General features: G+C 70.5%; 16 protein-coding genes and 1 tRNA gene. 10 read left to right on the forward strand and 7 right to left on the reverse strand.

The annotated features are described in order from the left end of the window. Positions 1-14 precede the first annotated feature (14 nt). On the reverse strand, positions 15-1,622 hold the full coding sequence (locus AB0B91_RS23055; RefSeq protein ID WP_358322934.1) for an ABC transporter substrate-binding protein: 1,608 nt from the start codon (positions 1,620-1,622) through the stop codon (positions 15-17). Between the two features lie 139 nt (positions 1,623-1,761). Here AB0B91_RS23055 and AB0B91_RS23060 point away from each other — a divergent pair, with 139 nt between their 5' ends. Beyond that, positions 1,762-2,478, forward strand: coding sequence for an FCD domain-containing protein (locus AB0B91_RS23060; protein WP_358322937.1), 717 nt, complete (start codon positions 1,762-1,764; stop codon positions 2,476-2,478). A 7-nt stretch (positions 2,479-2,485) separates the two neighbouring features. Here the strand turns inward: AB0B91_RS23060 and AB0B91_RS23065 are convergent, their stop codons facing one another. Next, on the reverse strand, positions 2,486-3,079 hold the full coding sequence (locus AB0B91_RS23065; RefSeq protein ID WP_358322940.1) for an HD domain-containing protein: 594 nt from the start codon (positions 3,077-3,079) through the stop codon (positions 2,486-2,488). A gap of 102 nt (positions 3,080-3,181) precedes the next feature. Here AB0B91_RS23065 and AB0B91_RS23070 point away from each other — a divergent pair, with 102 nt between their 5' ends. Next, positions 3,182-4,387 carry an amidohydrolase family protein gene (locus tag AB0B91_RS23070; RefSeq protein WP_358322943.1) on the forward strand — a complete coding sequence of 402 codons (1,206 nt, stop codon included), beginning with the start codon at positions 3,182-3,184 and terminating at the stop codon, positions 4,385-4,387. 49 nt (positions 4,388-4,436) lie between these two features. On the opposite strand, the gene AB0B91_RS23075 is transcribed toward AB0B91_RS23070, so the two are convergent. Then, positions 4,437-5,189, reverse strand: coding sequence for a TetR/AcrR family transcriptional regulator C-terminal domain-containing protein (locus tag AB0B91_RS23075; protein WP_358322946.1), 753 nt, complete (start codon positions 5,187-5,189; stop codon positions 4,437-4,439). Positions 5,190-5,279: 90 nt separating this feature from the next. On the opposite strand from AB0B91_RS23075, the gene AB0B91_RS23080 reads away from it, so the two are divergent. The 4 genes from AB0B91_RS23080 to AB0B91_RS23095 all read left to right on the forward strand — a co-directional run bounded on the left by AB0B91_RS23080 (position 5,280) and on the right by AB0B91_RS23095 (position 11,892). Then, complete coding sequence (locus tag AB0B91_RS23080; RefSeq protein WP_358322949.1) at positions 5,280-6,815, forward strand: MFS transporter; 1,536 nt, start codon at positions 5,280-5,282, stop codon at positions 6,813-6,815. Between the two features lie 289 nt (positions 6,816-7,104). Next, positions 7,105-8,040 carry an amidohydrolase family protein gene (locus AB0B91_RS23085; protein ID WP_358322952.1) on the forward strand — a complete coding sequence of 312 codons (936 nt, stop codon included), beginning with the start codon at positions 7,105-7,107 and terminating at the stop codon, positions 8,038-8,040. Positions 8,041-8,139: 99 nt separating this feature from the next. After that, positions 8,140-11,043 carry a BTAD domain-containing putative transcriptional regulator gene (locus AB0B91_RS23090; RefSeq protein ID WP_358322955.1) on the forward strand — a complete coding sequence of 968 codons (2,904 nt, stop codon included), beginning with the start codon at positions 8,140-8,142 and terminating at the stop codon, positions 11,041-11,043. Positions 11,044-11,127: 84 nt separating this feature from the next. Next, positions 11,128-11,892, forward strand: a complete 765-nt coding sequence (locus AB0B91_RS23095) for an SDR family oxidoreductase (RefSeq protein ID WP_358322958.1) — start codon at positions 11,128-11,130, stop codon at positions 11,890-11,892. A gap of 47 nt (positions 11,893-11,939) precedes the next feature. Here AB0B91_RS23095 and AB0B91_RS23100 read toward each other — a convergent pair. The 3 genes from AB0B91_RS23100 to AB0B91_RS23110 all read right to left on the reverse strand — a co-directional run bounded on the left by AB0B91_RS23100 (position 11,940) and on the right by AB0B91_RS23110 (position 13,624). Next, positions 11,940-12,013 (reverse strand) — tRNA-Lys (locus tag AB0B91_RS23100). A 46-nt stretch (positions 12,014-12,059) separates the two neighbouring features. Then, complete coding sequence (locus AB0B91_RS23105) at positions 12,060-12,983, reverse strand: nucleoside hydrolase (protein ID WP_358322961.1); 924 nt, start codon at positions 12,981-12,983, stop codon at positions 12,060-12,062. Between the two features lie 248 nt (positions 12,984-13,231). Further along, on the reverse strand, positions 13,232-13,624 hold the full coding sequence (locus tag AB0B91_RS23110; protein WP_358322963.1) for an OsmC family protein: 393 nt from the start codon (positions 13,622-13,624) through the stop codon (positions 13,232-13,234). A 52-nt stretch (positions 13,625-13,676) separates the two neighbouring features. Between AB0B91_RS23110 and AB0B91_RS23115 the strand changes: the two genes are divergently transcribed. Then, positions 13,677-14,390, forward strand: coding sequence for a hypothetical protein (locus AB0B91_RS23115; RefSeq protein WP_358322966.1), 714 nt, complete (start codon positions 13,677-13,679; stop codon positions 14,388-14,390). Between the two features lie 49 nt (positions 14,391-14,439). After that, positions 14,440-15,216 carry an FAD:protein FMN transferase gene (locus AB0B91_RS23120; RefSeq protein ID WP_358322969.1) on the forward strand — a complete coding sequence of 259 codons (777 nt, stop codon included), beginning with the start codon at positions 14,440-14,442 and terminating at the stop codon, positions 15,214-15,216. Positions 15,217-15,224: 8 nt separating this feature from the next. On the opposite strand, the gene AB0B91_RS23125 is transcribed toward AB0B91_RS23120, so the two are convergent. Beyond that, entirely contained in the window at positions 15,225-15,500 is a 276-nt protein-coding gene (locus AB0B91_RS23125; RefSeq protein ID WP_214637009.1) for a hypothetical protein, read from the reverse strand. A gap of 141 nt (positions 15,501-15,641) precedes the next feature. Here AB0B91_RS23125 and AB0B91_RS23130 point away from each other — a divergent pair, with 141 nt between their 5' ends. Both AB0B91_RS23130 and AB0B91_RS23135 read left to right on the forward strand, forming a co-directional pair. Further along, on the forward strand, positions 15,642-16,022 hold the full coding sequence (locus AB0B91_RS23130) for a phage holin family protein (protein ID WP_358322972.1): 381 nt from the start codon (positions 15,642-15,644) through the stop codon (positions 16,020-16,022). A 5-nt stretch (positions 16,023-16,027) separates the two neighbouring features. Further along, a complete protein-coding gene (locus tag AB0B91_RS23135) occupies positions 16,028-17,410 on the forward strand; it encodes an aromatic amino acid ammonia-lyase (RefSeq protein WP_358322975.1) in 1,383 nt (460 codons plus the stop codon). The last annotated feature ends 32 nt before the right edge of the window (positions 17,411-17,442 follow it).

Here is a 17,442-nt window from a genome sequence, read left to right on the forward strand (position 1 = left end):
CGATGACCACCATGTCAGGTGCGCTTGGCCTGGAGCAGGTTGATGCCCGGGTAAGCCTGCGCGCGGATGCCGGACAACTTCTTGGGGTCCCAGGCGGTCATCAGCTCGGTGTGGACGACGGGGTAGAGGACCGCCTGCTCGGCGATGAGATCCAGATATTTCTGGACCTTAGCGGCTTTAGCCGCCTTGTCGGGCTCTTTGGTGGCCTCGTCCATCTGCGTGAACAGGGACTTGGCGTCCTTGCTCTCGCCCCAGTGGCTGTACTTCATCCACAGGCCGCCGGGCACGAAGTTGTAGCGCAGGATCAGGTCGGAGTCCATGCCGAACTGGTTGGGGTTCGAGGCCGCCGCGACCACCTGGTAGTCCTGGAACTGGTCCATCTTGGCGAACAGCGCGGCCGTGTCCTGCGGCTCCAGCGTCGTCTTGACGCCGATCGCCTCCCAGGAGGCGGCGATGGTCGGCAGGCAGTCGGCGATCCAGCTCACGTTGACGGCCATCAGGTTGATCGTCAGGTTGGTCACGCCCGCCTCTTTGAGCAGGGCCTTGGCCTTCTCCTGGTCGAAGTCGTAGACGACCGAGGCCCGCTTGTGGTCGGGGTGGCCCTCGTTGAGGAAGGAGCTGGAGGCGGTGCCGTGCCCCTTGAGGGCCACGTCGATCAGCTTCTTCTTGTCGATCGCGTAGTGCAGCGCCTGCCGTACGCGGACGTCGTCGAACGGCTTGGCGCCGGTGTTGAACATCAGGAACATGTGGTTCATGCCCGCGCCGCCCTCGACGGTCAGCCCCTGCTGCTTGAGCTGCTCGACGTTGGCGTACGGGATGTTGTCGGCGATCTGCGCCTCGGCCGAGCCGCCGGAGATCTTCGCGACGCGGGCCGCCGCGTCCACGATCGTCAGCCAGTTCATCTTCTTGGCGGACGCCGGACGCGGGCCGTTGTAGTCGGCGAACGCCTCGAAGGTGGTGTTGCTCTTGGGGTTGTGCGCCGTCTGCTTGTACGGCCCCGAGCCGACGGCCTTGCCGGTCTTGGCCGCGTCCCAGGCGCCGGCCTGGCTGAAGACGTGCTTGGGCATGATCTTGGCGATGGTCAGCCGGGGCGCCGCGTCGGGGAAGGCGAACTTGAAGACCAGCTCGACGTTCTTGTCGTCGATCTTCTTCACTTCCTGGAGCCAGGACTTGAAGAAGTTGCCGGTCAGCACGTTCGCCTGCGGGTCGAGGATGCGCTCGAAGGTGAAGACCACGTCGTCGGCGGTCACCGGCTGGCCGTCGTGCCACTTCGCGCCGTCGCGGAGGGTGAACTTCCACGAGGTGGCGTTCAGGTCCGCAGGCAGCGCGGTCGCCAGGGCCGGGAACGGCTCGCGGGTGATCGGATCGGTGTCGAGCAGGCCCTCGTACACGTGCTGGATGCCGGCCATCGCGAAGGCCGAGGCCGTCTGCGTCGGATCCCAGCTCTGGTCGTTGCCATAGCCGATGACCGCGGTGATCAGGTCTTTGTTGGATCCGGCGCCGACCGAACCGGTCGAGGCCGGCCCGCCCGAGCAGGCGGTCAGGGTGGACGCGATGAACGCCGCCGCACCCGTTGCCCCGCTGTAGCGCAGGAAGTCACGGCGGCTGAACTCAGAGCTCACGGATGCCTCCTGGAACTGGAACGTAGGACGTCCCATGTCCTATGTTGTGCGTAGGGTGGACGCTATGGGCCGGGCCCGGTTGAGGTCAACAGGAGATTTCCGGAATGTTACCTAAGCGCATACTTAGAAGGGATCATTCATGACCACTGTCCCGCGCTCGCGGCCAAGCCGAGCCGTCGAGGCCCAGGAGGGCGTCAAAGAGCTCATCCTCCAGCGCGGGCTCATGGCGGGTGATCCGCTGCCCACCGAATCCGAGCTCATGGAAGAGCTCCAGGTCAGCCGCAACTCCGTCCGGGAGGCGCTCAAGGCGCTGCAGGCGGTCGGGATCGTCGACATCCGCCACGGCTTCGGCATGTTCGTGGGCCGGATGTCCCTGGCCGGGCTGGTCGACGAGCTGGCCTTCCACAGCCGCATCACCCTCCAGGACGGCAAGAACCACCTCTCCCACCTCACCGAGATCCGCGAGATCCTGGAGGCCGGCTTGGTCCAGCGGCTCATCGACCTGGGCCCGGAGGCCGACCTGACGCCGGTCGCCGACGTGATGGCGCGCATGGAGAGCGAGGCGCTGGTCGGCGACGTGTCACCGGAGACGGACCGGCTCTTCCACGACCTGCTCTACCGGCCGCTCGGCAACCCCCTGGTCAGCCAGCTGCTCGGGGCGTTCTGGGACGTGTACCACCAGTTGCGCGACCGGCTCGGCGCACCGGACGAGCCGCCGGCGGACGTGGCGAAGCGGCACCGGGACATCTACGCGGCCGTTCAGGCCGGGGACAAGAGCGCGGCGGTCGCGGCGGTCTTCGCCCACTTCGACGGCGTCCGCAACCGCCTGGCCCGCCTGCCCACCCGCTTGTCCTGACCGGCCTCTACTCGAACGCCCGATAGTCGTCCCGCCATTCGGCGAACCAGCGGTCGAACCACGGTGACGCCGCCGCCAGCGGCACGACGTGCGCCACCGTCTCCCGGTGGTATCGCCGCTGGAACTCCACCGGCATCCGGTGCAGCTCCTGGACGTTGCTCACCCGGTCGGCCAGCTTGACCAGCACGGCCTGCCGCGGCGCCCCCGCCAGCGCCCGCAGGTAGGCCGCCTTCACCGCCGCTTTGTCCTGCCCGGGGGCCACGCCGGGCTTGGTCACCCACCCGACCAGCTCGGCGACGTGCTCCCCGAACCGCTCGGCGATCTCCGCGCGCGTGCACGGGGTGTCCTCGACCACGTCGTGCAGCACGATCGCCACCAGTACGTCGGGATCGCGCACCTGCGCCCCGATCACCGCGATCTCCAGCGCCTCCAGCAGATGCTCCACGTACGGCACACCGGTCGGCCGCCGCTGATCACCGTGCTGCCGAACGGCGAAGGCCACGGCCCTTTCCAGCACCTCGACCGTCTCCTCCGGCAGCGCCACGGCGAGTGGCCGCGCGGCGTCCTGCCAGGACTTCCAGTTCGTGAAGACCTCAGTCACGCTCCAGATGCTAGTGGACATAGATAGTTTGACGTCTTACTATCCGATGGTGCTTCTTTACGCCCCAAGATAGTTCGACATCGAATCAAATTTGGGAGTGACATGCGTACCCTGATCCATAACGTCCGTGTCTTCGACGGTGAGCGGACCATCCCCCGTGCCGACGTGCTGATCGACGGCGACCGCATCGGCGAGCCGGGCGGCCCCGCCGACATCGAGCTCGACGGCACCGGCAAGACCCTGCTCCCCGGCCTGATCGACGCGCACGCGCACGCCTTCGACGGAGACCTCGCCGAGGCGCTGCGGTTCGGCGTCACCACCGAGCTCGACCTGAACAACCTGCCGCCCCTCCTGGCCGAGCAGCGCCGGCTGGCCGCCGACCGCGACGACGTCGCCGACCTGCGCAGCTCCAGCGTCATCGCCACCGCGCCCGGCGGGCATCCGACCCAGATCATGACCCCCGACGTGCTGAAGATGCTGGGCACGGACGCCACGATCGACACCGTCGCGGACTCCGGCCAGGCCAAGGCGTTCGTCGAGGCCCGGCTGGCGGAGGGCGCCGACTACCTGAAGATCGCGGTCGACGACGGCGCCTCGGGCGGGACGCGACTGCCCGTGCTCAGCCCGGAACTGGCCGCCGTCCTGGTCGAAGCGGCGCACGCCGCCGGGATCAAGGCCATCGCGCACACGGTCACCGCCCGGGAGGCGATGATCGCCCTGGACGTGGGTGCCGACGGGCTGGCGCACCTCTACGCCGACACCGATCCCGCCGGGGCCGAGGAGATGGCCGCCCGGATCGCCGCGTACGACGCGTTCGTCATCAGCACGATCACGTACATGGAGGCCGTCACCGGCGATCCCGGCGGCACGGAGCTCCTGCGTGACCCGCGGGTCGCGGACCGGATGTCGGAGCGGTCGAAGGCCACCCTCAACCGGGAGTTCAGCGACATCCCCCTGCACTCCCAAGGCGTGACGAACGCCTCACACGCGGCCCTGGCCCTCTTCCGCGCCGGAGTGCCGCTGCTGGCGGGCACCGACTGCACCCCCTTCGGGCCGCCGCACGGCGCCGGCCTGCACCACGAGCTGTTGCTGCTGACCGAGGCCGGGCTGACGCCGGCGGAGGCGCTCGCGGCGGCCACCAGCCTCCCGGCCCGCCACTTCGGGCTCTCCGACCGGGGCAGGATCGCCCCGGGCCTCCGCGCCGACCTGCTGCTCGTCGGCGGCGACCCGACCCGGAACATCACCGACACCCGCGCCATCGCCGACATCTGGCGACGCGGCGTACGACAGACCCACACCCCGGCCTGACCCGACCGAACCGAGTCGGCCGACCCGGTCGAGCGGGCCGATCGCCCGGCTACTTCGCGCGTTTGGCGATCAGGAGCTCCAGACCGTCGAAGATGCGATTCAGCCCGAAGTCGAGCGCGTCGTCCTGGGCGGACCCGGCGGCGGCGGACGCGACGGCGGTCGTGAGGGCGGGGAACCGCTCGCCGTGCCGCTCCAGCAGCTCGGCCAGAACCGAGATCAGCTCCCCCTCGGTGCTGCCCGCCCGCACCCCCGCCGGCGTCACCGTGGTCAGCACCTGCTGCGCCAGGTTGCGAACGTGACCCGTCACGAGGACGACCGCGTCCAGCTGCTCGGCCCCGTCGAGCCCGGTCGGGGCGAGCGCCTCGACGGCGCACTCCAGCCAGCCGAGCTCGTTGGGGCCGACCGGCCGCTGACCCACGGTGACCTGGAGCAGCCAAGGGTGCTGCCGGAGGACCTCCCAGAACCGCCGCGCCCACTCCCCCAGCTTGGCCCGCCAGTCCCCCCCGCCCAGGGCGGACGGCTCCCCCAGAGCCGTGTCGATCATGAAGGCGATCAGCTCGGTCTTGCCGGGAAAGTAGCGGTACAGCGACATCTTCGTGAAGTCGAGGTCGGCGGCGACCCGTTGCATGGAGACCATCGCGAGCCCTTCGGCGTCGGCGATGCCGATGGCCGCCCGCGCGATGCGCTCGGGGCTGAGCGCGGGCTTGGGCCCCCGGGTCGGCCGGCCGACCGCCCCCCAGAGCAGCTCCAGGGCGCTCGCCTGATCCTTGGACCCGAACTCGCCGTCCTTCTTCGCCGCCATCTGAGCTCCCCTTCGCATTGCGCCGCCCTGAAACTGCGTCTATCGTACACCGAGTGTCCGTCGGACACAGTTATCGAAAGGCGCTCCCCCATGCCCATCTCCAACGCCCGAAAGTGGGGCACGCTGGTCATCGCCTGCCTTGTCGCGGTGATCCCCAACATCGACATGACCGCCCTCAACCTGGCCATCCCCAACCTCAACCGCGACCTGCACCCCTCGGCCACCCAGATCCTGTGGATCGCCGACGCGTACGGCTTCGCCCTGGCCGCCCTGCTGGTCACGATGGGCGGGATCGGCGACCGCATCGGCCACAAGAGGCTGCTGCTCATCGGCACCGTGGGGTTCGCCGCCGCCTCCGCGCTGACCGCGTTCACCCCGAACGCGGAGCTGCTGATCGCGGCACGGGCGCTGCTCGGCGTCGCGGGGGCCACGCTCATGCCGTCCGCGCTGTCCCTCATCCGCCGCGTGTTCACCGAGCCGAAGGAGCGTACGTCGGCGATCGGGATCTTCAGCGCGGCCGGCGGGCTCGCGGTCGGGCTCGGCCCGGTGCTCGGCGGCGCGCTGCTGACGCACTTTTGGTGGGGCTCGGTGTTCCTGATCAACGTGCCGATCATGGCCGTCGCCTTCGTCGCCGGGCTCGTCGTGCTGCCCGAGGCGCACGGCCCCCGGCCCGGCCGTCTCGACCTGCTCAGCGTGCCGCTGTCCGCCGTCGGCGTGCTGGGCATCGTGTACGGGGTCAAGGAGGCCGCCCTGTACGGCCTCACCGAGGCGCACGTCGTCATCTCCGTCGTCGTCGGCGTCGCCGGGCTGGTCCTGTTCCTGGTGCGGCAGGGCAGGGCGGCGGACCCGCTCATCGACATCAGCCTGTTCAGGCGGGCCGCGTTCACCGGTTCGATCAGCACGAACCTCTTCGCGATGTTCGCCCTGGTCGCCCAGTCGCTGATCTTCTCCCAGTACTTCCAGCTCGTCCTCGGCTGGACGCCGCTGACCTCGGGCCTGGCCGGGCTGCCCGCCGCCCTGGCCTCGATGGTCGGCGGGGGCGTGCTCGCGCCCGTCCTGATCAACGCGCTCGGCCGGGCCCGCGCCGTCGCCACCGGCCTGATCGTCGCCGCGGTGACCTACGCACTGTTCCTGCTGGCCGGCGTGGAGTCGAACTACCTGGTGCTGCTGATCCCGATGATCCTTTCCGGCGGCGCCATGGGCCTGGCCCTGACCATCACCGGTGACACGGTGCTGGCCTCGGTGCCGAAGGAACGTTCCGGAGCCGCCTCGGCGATCTCCGAGACCGCCACCGAGCTCGGCGGCGCGCTGGGCATGGCCGTACTGGGCAGCATCCTCAACGCCGTCTACCGCCACACCCTCGTACCGCCCGCCGGGCTCACCGCCGGCGCGCGGAGCGCGGCCGGCGACTCTCTCGGCGCGGCGATGCAGGTCGCCACCAAGCTGCCCGGAACGCTCGCGGGTCAGCTCACCACGGCCGCCAGGGAGGCCTTCGTGAACGGCATGCACGTCGCCCTGCTCGGCAGCGCCGGCTTCGCCACCTTGGTGGCGGTCGCCGCCCTCATCACTCTGCGCCACGTGCCCAAGGTCATCGACGACCACGAACCGGCCGTCGCCACCCACTGACCTCGTACAGAACAGGAATCTCCCATGGAATTGTCCCGCCGGAACGCGCTCGCGGTCGGAGTGGCCGGTGCCTTGGGGCTGGGCCGCACCTCCCCCGCCCGCACGTCCCCCACCCACACGGACAGTGGCGGCGCGGCCATCGCGCTGACCCGCGTCACGGTGATCGACGCCACCGGCGCCCGCCCACGGCCGGACATGACGGTGATCGTCAGGAACGGCCGGATCGCCGCCCTCGGCCACGACGTCGCGGTCCCCGCGGATCTCCAGCGCGGAGCAGGGACGTCGGGAGGTGCGCAAGGCCAAGCGCGCAGGAGCCGACTTCATCAAGGTCTACAGCAGGCTGGACCGCGAGAGCTTCCTCGCCATCGCCGATGAGGCCCGCAGGCTGCGTCTGCCCGTCTGCGGTCATGCGGCGGACGCCGTCCCCATCGTCGAGGCCGCCCGGGCGGGGCAGCGCAGCTTCGAGCACTTCTTCCCGGCGCTGTTCGGTGTCTCCGGCAAGGAGAGCGAAGTACGCCGGCTGATCGACGCCATCAAGATCCAGGGCAAGGGCACCGGGGTCCACGACTGGTTCGCCGCGATCCACCCGGCGGACTGGCTCGCCTGCACCACGTACGACCCGCACCGCGCCGCCGACGTCTACGCCCAGCTGAAGGAGAGCGGCGCCGCCATGACGCCCACCCTGGTCATGCACCGCGTCACGGACCTGCCCGACGACGTCGTCGCCGACAAGGAGCGGCTTCGCTACCTGCCGCCGGGTACCGAAGAGTCGTGGAAGGCCGACCTGGCGGAGATCTTCACCAAGGGGCGTACCCCCGCGCAGGCCGCCCAGCACCGCGAGATCTACCGGCACCGGCTACGCATACTCAATGACATGCACCGCGCCGGCGTGCCGATCCTGGCGGGCACCGACGCGCCCGTCATGTACCTGAACCCGGGCTTCGCCCTACACGACGAGCTGGCCCAGCTGGTGGCGGCCGGTTTCACCCCGATGGCGGCCCTGCAGGCGGCCACCCGGGATCCGGCCCGCCACCTCGGCCTGCAGGACTCGCTGGGCACCATCCGCAAAGGCCACCTCGCCGACCTGGTGGTGCTGAACGCCAACCCGCTCGACGACATCCGCAACACCCTGCGCATCCATTCGGTGATGACCCGGGGCCGCTACCTCTCGGCAGCCGACCGCGACCGCTTGCTGGCGAGCATCGAGGCCGCCGCCAAGACCTGATGTCCGTCCGGGACGCGCTCGCCGCGTCTTCGTCCCCGGAGTGGCGCTTCGTACCCCGAGTAAATCCACGAGCGCCCGCGCAGGTCGATAATCGCTGGCATGTGGTTCGGGGTCCTGGGCGCGGTGGAGGTGCGGTCCGACGACGGCGGGCTGATCAGCGTCGGCGGCCCGCGCGTACGTTCCCTGCTGGCGATGCTGCTGCTGGACGCGGGCCAGGAGGTGAGCGTGCGGCTGCTCGTCGAGGGCCTGTACGGCCGGAGCGATTCCGCGCACGCGCTGCAGACCCAGGTGTCGCGACTGCGCCGCGGACTCCGGGCGGCGGGTGGCGAGCTGGTCGAGTTCGGTCCCGCCGGTTATCGGCTGGCGGTCGATCCCGAGGACGTCGACGTTCACCGGTTCGAGCGGCTCGCCGCCGAGGGACGGCGGGCGCTCGCGGCCGGGGATCACGTCAAGGCCGCGCCGTTGACGCGGTCGGCCCTGAACCTGTGGCGGGGACCGGCGTTGGACGACGTCATGACCGCGCCCTTCGCCGAGCCGCAGGCCGCCCGCCTGGAGGAGTTGCGGATCGCCGTGCTCGAAGACCACATCGAGGCGCGGCTGGGCCTGGGTGAGCACCATCACCTGGTGGCGGAGCTGCCGGGGATCATGGCCGCGCATCCGTTGCGGGAACGCCTGCGCGGGCAGCTCATGCGCGCGCTGTACGGAAGCGGTCGCCAGGCCGAGGCGCTCGAAGTGTACGAGGACGCCCGGCGGACCCTGGCCGGCGAGCTCGGCGTCGACCCTTCCCCGGAGCTGCAGAACGTCCACCTCGCGGTGCTCCGCGCCGAACGCACGCTCGCCGAGGTTCCACGAGCCGGGGTCCCCGCTCAGCTCACCAGTTTCGTGGGGCGCGGGGAGGATCTCGGACGGGTCGGCGAGCTGCTCAAAAGGGGCCGGCTGGTCACGCTCACGGGGCCGGGCGGAGTCGGGAAGACCCGGCTGGCGATCGAGGCGGCGGCGCGGGAGCCGGGAGAGGTCCGCTTCGTCGACCTGGCCCCGGTCTCCGACGTCCCGCAAGCCCTGATCGGCGCGCTGGGCCTGCGGGAAGCCGGGCTGGTGCCGTCGCTGTCCGGCCCGCTCGACGCCATCGACCGACTGGTCTCGGGGTTGGCCGGGCGGCGGCTGCTGCTCATCCTGGACAACTGCGAGCACGTCCTGGACGCGGTCGCCCGGCTCGCCCGCCACCTGCTGGCCGCCTGCAGTGGCCTGCGGATCCTGGTCACCAGCCGGGAGCGGCTCGATGTCACCGGTGAGACGCTGTGCCCGGTCGCGCCCCTCGCGGTCCCGCCGCCCGAAGCCGCGGCCTCGGACGGGTTCGGGCTTCCGGCGGTGCGGCTGTTCGCCGACCGGGCCGCGGCCGTCCGTCCCGGTTTCGCGGTCGGCGACGCCAACATCTCCCTGGTTCTCCACGTCTGCCGGACGCTCGACGGGCTGCCGCTGGCGATCGAGCTGGCCGCCGCCCGGCTGCGTTCGCTGACACTCGACGACGTCGCGGTACGGCTCGACGACCGGTTCGCGCTGCTGTCCCGCGGCGATCGTACGGCGGCGCCCCGTCATCAGACCCTCCGCTCGGTCGTGGCCTGGAGCTGGGACCTGCTGAGCCGGGACGAGCAGGCGCTGGCGGCGCGGCTGACGGTGTTCAACGACGGCGCCACCCTCCACGCGGCCTCGCGGGTCTGCGGGCTGCCGGATGCCGAGGTCGTCGAACGGCTGGCCGACCTCGTCGACAAATCCCTGGTCGAGACCGCCGACGGGCGCTACCGCATGCTGGAGACGGTCCGCGAGTTCTGCGCCGAACGGCTCGCGGGCACCGGGGAGGGCGAGCGGCTGCGGGCGGCGCACGCGGCGTACTTCCTCGACCTGGCCAGGACCGCCGAACCCCACCTGCGCGGCCCGGACCAGCTGCACTGGCTGGCCAGGCTCGACGCCGAGCGCGGCAATCTCGACGCCGCGCTGCGCTGGGCCGTACGCGCCGACCCACTGCTCGCCGTCCAGCTGATCACCGCCCTGTCGTGGCACGGGCAACTGCGGGGGCTGAGCGGCGGCCGCGGCCCGATGGCCGCCGAACTCCTCAAGATGATCGGCCCCGAGCCGTCCGCCGGCCAGGAGGAGGAGTACGTCCTGTGCCTCGCGCACGCGGCGGCGTCGAGCGACGGCTACGACCGCGAACTACGCCTGTGGCTGGACCGCCTGCCGTCGGCCCCGACCGCGGCCGGGCCGCGATACCCGTTCCTGGCCGTGCTCCGGCTCATGGTGCTCGGACCTCGCCGGGACGAGGTGTTCGGGGCCGATCCGTGGTCCCGGGCCTTCGCCCGGTTGGCCGCGGGCACCAGAGGACTGCTCGACGGAGATCCGGCAGAGGCGGAGCGGGCGTTCCGCGCGGCGCTCGGCGGCTTCCGCGCGGTCGGCGACCGCTGGGGAATCGCGACGGCGCTGGACAACCTGGCCTGGCTCAGCGGCCTGCAAGGGGACGAAGCGGCTTTCGTACCGCTGATGGCAGAGGCCCTCGACCTGGCGGGCCAGTTGGGCGCGGTGGAGGACATGACGCGGATGCTCGTCAGGAACGCCGACGCGCTGGCCACGGCCGGCCGGCCCACCGCCGCGCGGCAGGACTACGAGCGCGCCGCCGAACTCGCCCGCGGCACCGGCCTGCCCGAGGCGCAGGCCGACGCGCAGCGAGGGCTCGCCGACCTCGCGCGCCTGGACGGCGATCTCGCCCGCGCCCGCGAGCTGTACGGGCTGGCCATGGACGGATGCGAACGGGAGTCGATGAGCACCCGATGGACGCGGTGGCAGGTTCTCATCGGCCTGAGCCGGATCGCCCAGAGCGAGAACGACGCCCGCCTGGCGCAGTCCTACTGCCACCAGGCCCTCATCGCCGCACTCGTTCACGGGAACCTGCCGGCCGCGACCATCGCGGCGGAAGGCATGGCCGCGGCCTTTCTCGGTCCGCCGCAAGCGTGACTGCCAGCGGTTGGTAAGCGTTCGGTGAGCGGCCGCCTCGAGGGTTGGGGGCACACACCGATCACTGACTGACTGGAGTTCACCATGCCGAACCTCACCGGAAAGACCGCCCTGGTCACGGGCGCATCGCGGGGCATGGGCCGCGCCATCGCCCAGCGCCTGGCCGCCGACGGCGCGCGGGTGGCCGTCCACTACGCCACCAGCGTCGAAGCGGCCAAGGAGACCGTGTCCGCGATCGAACAGGCCGGCGGCAGCGCCTTCGCGGTCCAGGCCGAGTTCGGCGTGCCGGGCGACGTGGACGCGCTCGTGACGGGCCTGGGCGGGCAGCCGCTGGACATCCTGGTCAACAACGCGGCCTGCGGGAACCTGGACACGCTGTTCGCCGGCTCGATCGACCGGCTGACGCCGCAGCAGTTCGACGAGGTCTTCGCGATCAACGTGAAGGCGCCCTTCTTCCTCGTCCAGGCCGTACTGCCGCTGCTGCGCGACGGCGGGCGCATCATCAACATCTCCTCGCTGTCCGCCCGCATCGCGCTGTCCACCCAGATCGCCTACGCGATGAGCAAGGGCGCCGTGGAGATCATGACCCGGACCCTGGCCAACAGCCTCGGCGCGCGCGGCATCACGGTGAACGCGGTGGCCCCGGGCGCGACCGACACCAACGTGAACGGCGTCCTGCACGCCCCGGAGACCAGGGCCGCCATAACCTCGGGCACCGCACTCGGCCGGATCGGCCGACCGGCCGACATCGCCGACGCCGTCGCCTTCCTCGCCTCGGACGACGCCCGCTGGATCACCGCGAACGTCCTGGACGCCACCGGCGGCATGTTCCTCGGCCCGCTCGGATAATTGAAGAAGCCCCAGCTCACATACATGAGCTGGGGCTTCCTTGTCGGTGCGCCGCCAGGGACTCGAACCCCGGACCCGCTGATTAAGAGTCAGCTGCTCTAACCAACTGAGCTAGCGGCGCCCGCAACAGATGTAACTGTAGCAGCCGCCGCGCACCCCCCAGAACATCATCCGAGCCGCTCTCCCAGCGCCTCGTAGGCCCCCAGAACCAGCTCCCAGAACCGCTTCACGTCCAGCGACTTCGCCACCAAGGCGTTGGGCCGTCCGTCACGGAGTTTGAAGTCGGTGACGGTCATCCCCGACGTGTACCGGCCGGCCGTCTCCACGTTCACCCGTGCCGGTACGCAGGTGAACAGCGAAGGGTCGATCACGTACGCCACGGCGCACGCGTCATGGATGGCCGGGCCGTCGTCCGCCGTGACCTGGCCGTAGAACTGCGCGGCGGGCACCAGGAGCTCGGACAGCCGGCCGAGCGGGCGCATCCGGTCCAGGAGTTCGCTGGTCACCATGGCCGTGAGCGTCACGTCGAGGCCGAGCATCTTCACCGTCCAGCCGGCGTCGAAGGCGATCGCGGCCGCCTCCGGGTCGGCCAGCATGTTGAACTCCGCCGCGGGATTGGTGTTGCCGCGGGTGAAGGAGCCGCCCATGATCACGAAGTCGCGGGCCCACTCCACGACGCGTGGCTCCCGGCGTACGGCCAGCGCGATGTTGGTCAGTGGGCCGATGGCGACCAGCGTGATCTCGCCCGGGGCGGCCCGCAGCGTCTCCACGATGAAGTCCACCGCGTGGCCGTCGGAAACGGGGCGGGTGGCCGGTGGGAGGACGGCGTCACCCAGGCCGGACAGGCCGTGGACGTCGGCGGCGCGGACCGTGTGGCGCACCAGCGCGCCCGCGCTGCCTGGAACGACCGGAACGTTCCCGAGGTCGAGGAACTCCCTGAGCGCCAGCGCGTTGGCCGTGGTCAGCGCGAGGTCGACGTTGCCGCCGACCGTGGTGATGCCGACCAGCTCCAGGGCCGGGGTGCCCGCTACCAGCGCCAGGGCGAGCGCGTCGTCGATGCCGGGATCGCAGTCAATGAGGACCTTTGTCACAGAACCGAACAATACGCATGAATCGGGGCCGGACAGTCCCCCAACTGTCCGGCCCCGACCGAGGGCGGTCCAGGCCAGCGATTTCCCCCAAAAACGCCGGCGGTCCCGCACTGCGAACAGCGGTCCCCCTCCGCGTCCGCTTCGGTAAAAGTCTGCAAGTCAGTCGCAGGACTCTTGACCTGCCTCGACACTACCGAGGCGAATGCAACGAACGTGCCATAGCGGGGTCGAATGTCCGCCTAATCCGGCTAAGGGATCTCCAAACGGACCTCCGTCCCTTCCTGGAGGGAGCGGCTGACCGTGCAGTACTTCGCGTGCACCCGCTCGGCCACCGCCCGGAAGACCTCATCCGCCTGCTCGGACGGGACTTCGACGTCATAGGTCACCGTGACGGGACCCAGCAGGTTCGGCTCGATCTTCTCCGATCCGACGGTCATCGCCAGGCGGATCAGCCTTTGCCCGCGCTTGGCGGTCAGCGGCTCCACCGTCACGATGTTGCACCCGCCCACCGCCGCGAGCAGCAGCTCGACGGGCGTGAAGGCGCCATCCTCGTCGCCGCCGCCGATCCGCACCTCCGCGCCACGGGCGTTCGTGGCCCGGAAGCCGCCGTCTTCGGTCCGCTCAACACGTACGTTAGCCATGTTTCAGACACTACTCAGACGCCTCTCATGTTCGGCGCGCATCGTCTATCCCATGGCTAGCGAGGCAAAGGCGAATCAGCCTCTCATCGTGTTCTGGTGTGGTGTCGCGGTCGCCGAGTTCGGTGCGATCCAGCCGGGGTTCGGGTACCCGTGGCGTCCTTCCGCGTGGGCCGTCGCCGGGTTGTTGGTGGCGCTCGGGCTGCTGTCGGTCAAGGCGCCGGAGCTCCTCCGGTCGGAGCAGGCCAGACGGCGCCTGCGCCTGGCCGGGTACGTGGTGGGCACGGTGCTGGTGACACACCAGCTCAGCTCCACCGCGTACGTGACCACCGCGAGCCGCGCCGGCTCCCTCCTCCTGTACGGCATCGCGGCCGTGATGGCCGTCTGGCACCACGCCGTACGGGCCACGACCAGGGGCTCCCTGCTCATCGTCGCCGATCTCGAACCCGCCGGGCTGCGCGACCTGCTCGCCACCCACACGGGCGACACGGTGACCGTCTACCGGACCGACCGGGTGACGGACGAGCTACGCGAGCTGGAGGCCGAGCACGGCCTGGTGGTCGTCGCCGGTCAGGAACACGACCCCCGGGCCAAGGAACGGCTCAGCGCCTCGGGGCTGAGCCGTCAGGTGCCCGACATCGCCGAACGCACGGTGATCGTCGCCGGCCCGCGACCCTTCAAGCGGTACGTCCGGGGCGCTCTCACGCGCCTGTCCGTACCGAAGGCGCAGGTCAAGACAACCAACTTCAAACGTAAGCCATTGGTTTAACAAGGCATTACGCGCGCCGTGGGACGGTTGCTGCGAACAAGGAGGCAAGGTGACGACTTTCCCCGGAAGCGCCCGTGTCGAGATGGTCATGGGCATACCCGTCAGCGTGGATATCCGTACGGCCCTGCCGCGGCGAGAGCTGGCTCCCGTACTCGACGACGCCTTCGCCTGGCTGCGCTGGGTGGACGAGACGTTCAACCCCGCCAGGGAGGACAGCCAGATCAGCCGGCTGAACCGCGGCGGGACCATCAGACAGATCCCGGAGCTCATCGAGGTGCTGCACCGCTGCGACGAGCTCAGCGAGGCCACCGGCGGCTGGTTCGAATCCCGGATCAACGGCGTCATCGACACCTCGGGCTACATCAAGGGCTGGGCGCTCGAACGGCTCTCCCGCGCGCTGGCCAGTGCGGGTGCCGTCGATCATCGCATCACCGCCGGCGGGGACATCAGGGTGCGCGGCTCGGCCGCCCCCGGCAAGCGCTGGCACATCGGCGTCCGTGACCCGCGCACCGGCCTGGTACGCAAAGTCGTCTTCACCCACGACATGGGCATCGCCACCTCGGGCGGCGCGAACGTCGTCGACCCGCGCACCGGCGTCAAGCAGGACAAGCTCGGCTCGGTCACCGTACTCGGCCCCGACCTGGGCGCCGCCGACGCCTACGCCACCGCGATGTACGCCATGGGCCCGGTGCTGGCCAGGCGCTTCGCCATGGACCTCGCGGAGGCCGAGCACTACCAGACCATGATCATCAGCCGTGACGGGCAGGAGATCAGCACGCCCGGCTTCGCCCACTACGGCAGCACCGAAACCCAGCTGGCGGGCTGAGGCGCGGGTCAGGCGTCGGGATGTTTGCTCAGGTATTCGAGGTAGACCGGTCGCAGCGCCTCGCCGAGCTCACCTTCTCCCGCCGCGAGGGCATCGCTGAGCAGTGCGGACACCCGGCTGAGGTCGTTGGCGGTCTCTGTGTCGTGACCGCTGGCGGCCTCCGCCGCCGGGATCACCCTCAGCAGGTTCCACAGGAAACCCAGATCACCGTGGCGTACGGCATAGCTGACGGCACGGTCATGCAATTCGCTGGCCGACAGCGATTCGAAACCCTCGGACTCCATCTCGCTCCCCTCCCCCGCACGTCTCTGCCCATCGTTGCCCATCGATAACGCGTATCACAGTGCGTGGCCGGAATGCACATATCCGGTCATCACGGTGAGCCCCTATCGGAGCACCGATGGGTAATGGGAGGATCAACCAGCGTGAGATTCATCATCAGAACCCTGGCGGCCGCGGTCGCCCTCTGGGTCGCCATCCAGTTCATCGATGGCATCCAGATCACCGGCCCCCAGAACACCCCCACCTACTGGGGCACTCTGCTCGTCGTCGCCCTGATCTTCGGCCTCATCAACGCCATCGTGAAGCCGATCGTCAAGGGGCTCGGCTGTGCCCTGATCGTGCTGACGCTGGGGCTGTTCCTCCTCGTCATCAACGCGGCCATGCTGCTGCTGACGAGCTGGATCTCCGGCCAGCTCGACATCCCCTTCCATGTCAGCAACTTCTATCCGGCCGCCTTCTGGGGCGCGATCATCATCAGCGTGGTCAGCTGGCTGCTCGGCCTGTTCATCCCCGACAACGATTGAGCTCGATGGAACTCGACGGTGCCGGTCTGACCTGCGCGCAGGTCCACGCGGTGGCGTACGGCGCGGCCCGGGTCACGATCTCCTCACTGGATCGGGCCCGGGCGGCGTGGGGAGCGGCCCAGGAGCTGACCGGGCCCATCTACGGGCAGAGCACCGGAGTCGGGGCCAACAAGGACGTGGGTGTGGAGGGGGGCGGGCTCGACCTGCTGCGCAGCCACGCGGGCGGGGCGGGGCCACTCGTCGCGCCCGAGCGGGCCAGGGCGATGCTGGTGGTACGCCTCAACCAGCTGCTGGCGGGCGGCTCGGGCGTCGATCCGGGCGTGCTGCCGGTGCTGGCGGGGGCGATCAACGACGGCTTCACTCCCCCGATCCGCACCTACGGCGCCATCGGCACCGGCGATCTGGCCGCTCTCGCCACCACCGCGCTGTGCCTGCTGGGAGAGCTGTCCTGGCAGGGGCCGACGGCGAACGCGCCCCGATATCCGCTGGCGTCCGGGGACGCGGCGCCGTTCCTCAGCTCCGGCGCCGCGACGCTGGCCGACGCCGCCATCGCCGTACACCGGCTGCGCGTCCTGCTGGAGGCCGCCGTCGACGTGGCGGCGTTCAGCTTCGTCGCGGTGTCCGCCTCGGCCGAGCCGGTGGCCGCCGTCGTACAGGAGGCCCGGCCGCACCCCGGCCAGGCCGCCGCGGCCGCCCGCCTGCGCGGGCTGCTCGCGCGGGAGTTCGCCGCCCGCATCCAGGACCCGTACGGCTACCGCGCCTTCGCCCAGGTGCACGGTGCCGCGCTGGACGCGCTCGACCGCGCCGAGCGGGTCGTCGAGACCGACCTGAACGCCGCCGCCGAGAACCCGCTCATCGCCGACTCGCTGGCCTGGCACAACGGCAACTTCCACTCGGCCCCGGTCGCGCTGGCGCTCGACGCGCTGCGCGCGGCGCTGGTGCCGACGGCCCAGCTCAGCACGGCCCGGCTGGCCACGCTCATGGAGCCCGCCTACACGGGGCGGCTACCGTTCCTGGCGGCGCGGCCGGGCGGGTCGGGGGCGATGATCCTGGAGTACGTGGCCCAGGACGCGCTGGCCGAGCTACGCCACCTCGCGAACCCGGTCACGGCCGGGACCGCCGTCATCTCCCGGGGGACCGAGGACCACGCGGGCTTCGCGACGCAGGCCGCGCGCTACGCGCTGCGCTGCGTGGAGCCACTGGAGATCGTGCTCGCCTGCGAGCGCCTGGCCGCCACCAGAGCACCCAATGTCCCCGACCGTCCCCTCTCGGATGATCTGGACGCCGCACGTGCGCTGATCTCCAACAATTTCCTTCTTGTACGGCAAGCCGTGGGCACCCGCCACCCGCCGCACAGGGCCGAGGGCCTCCAGGAGGACGGCCGCTGACCCGCACGGGGATCCCACCGTGACGGCCCGCC

This window comes from Nonomuraea sp. NPDC049141 (assembly GCF_040648415.1).
GTDB lineage: Bacteria > Actinomycetota > Actinomycetes > Streptosporangiales > Streptosporangiaceae > Nonomuraea.

Excerpts from the sequence above, each read along its gene's own strand:
- AB0B91_RS23080 (WP_358322949.1), top strand. The coding sequence starts at position 5,280 with ATGCCCATCTCCAACGCCCGAAAGTGGGGCACGCTGGTCATCGCCTGC.
- AB0B91_RS23070 (WP_358322943.1), top strand. The coding sequence starts at position 3,182 with ATGCGTACCCTGATCCATAACGTCCGTGTCTTCGACGGTGAGCGGACC.
- AB0B91_RS23090 (WP_358322955.1), top strand. The coding sequence starts at position 8,140 with ATGTGGTTCGGGGTCCTGGGCGCGGTGGAGGTGCGGTCCGACGACGGC.
- AB0B91_RS23060 (WP_358322937.1), top strand. The coding sequence starts at position 1,762 with ATGACCACTGTCCCGCGCTCGCGGCCAAGCCGAGCCGTCGAGGCCCAG.
- AB0B91_RS23115 (WP_358322966.1), top strand. The coding sequence starts at position 13,677 with ATGGCTAGCGAGGCAAAGGCGAATCAGCCTCTCATCGTGTTCTGGTGT.
- AB0B91_RS23095 (WP_358322958.1), top strand. The coding sequence starts at position 11,128 with ATGCCGAACCTCACCGGAAAGACCGCCCTGGTCACGGGCGCATCGCGG.
- AB0B91_RS23075 (WP_358322946.1), bottom strand. The coding sequence starts at position 5,189 with ATGGCGGCGAAGAAGGACGGCGAGTTCGGGTCCAAGGATCAGGCGAGC.
- AB0B91_RS23135 (WP_358322975.1), top strand. The coding sequence starts at position 16,028 with ATGGAACTCGACGGTGCCGGTCTGACCTGCGCGCAGGTCCACGCGGTG.
- AB0B91_RS23110 (WP_358322963.1), bottom strand. The coding sequence starts at position 13,624 with ATGGCTAACGTACGTGTTGAGCGGACCGAAGACGGCGGCTTCCGGGCC.
- AB0B91_RS23125 (WP_214637009.1), bottom strand. The coding sequence starts at position 15,500 with ATGGAGTCCGAGGGTTTCGAATCGCTGTCGGCCAGCGAATTGCATGAC.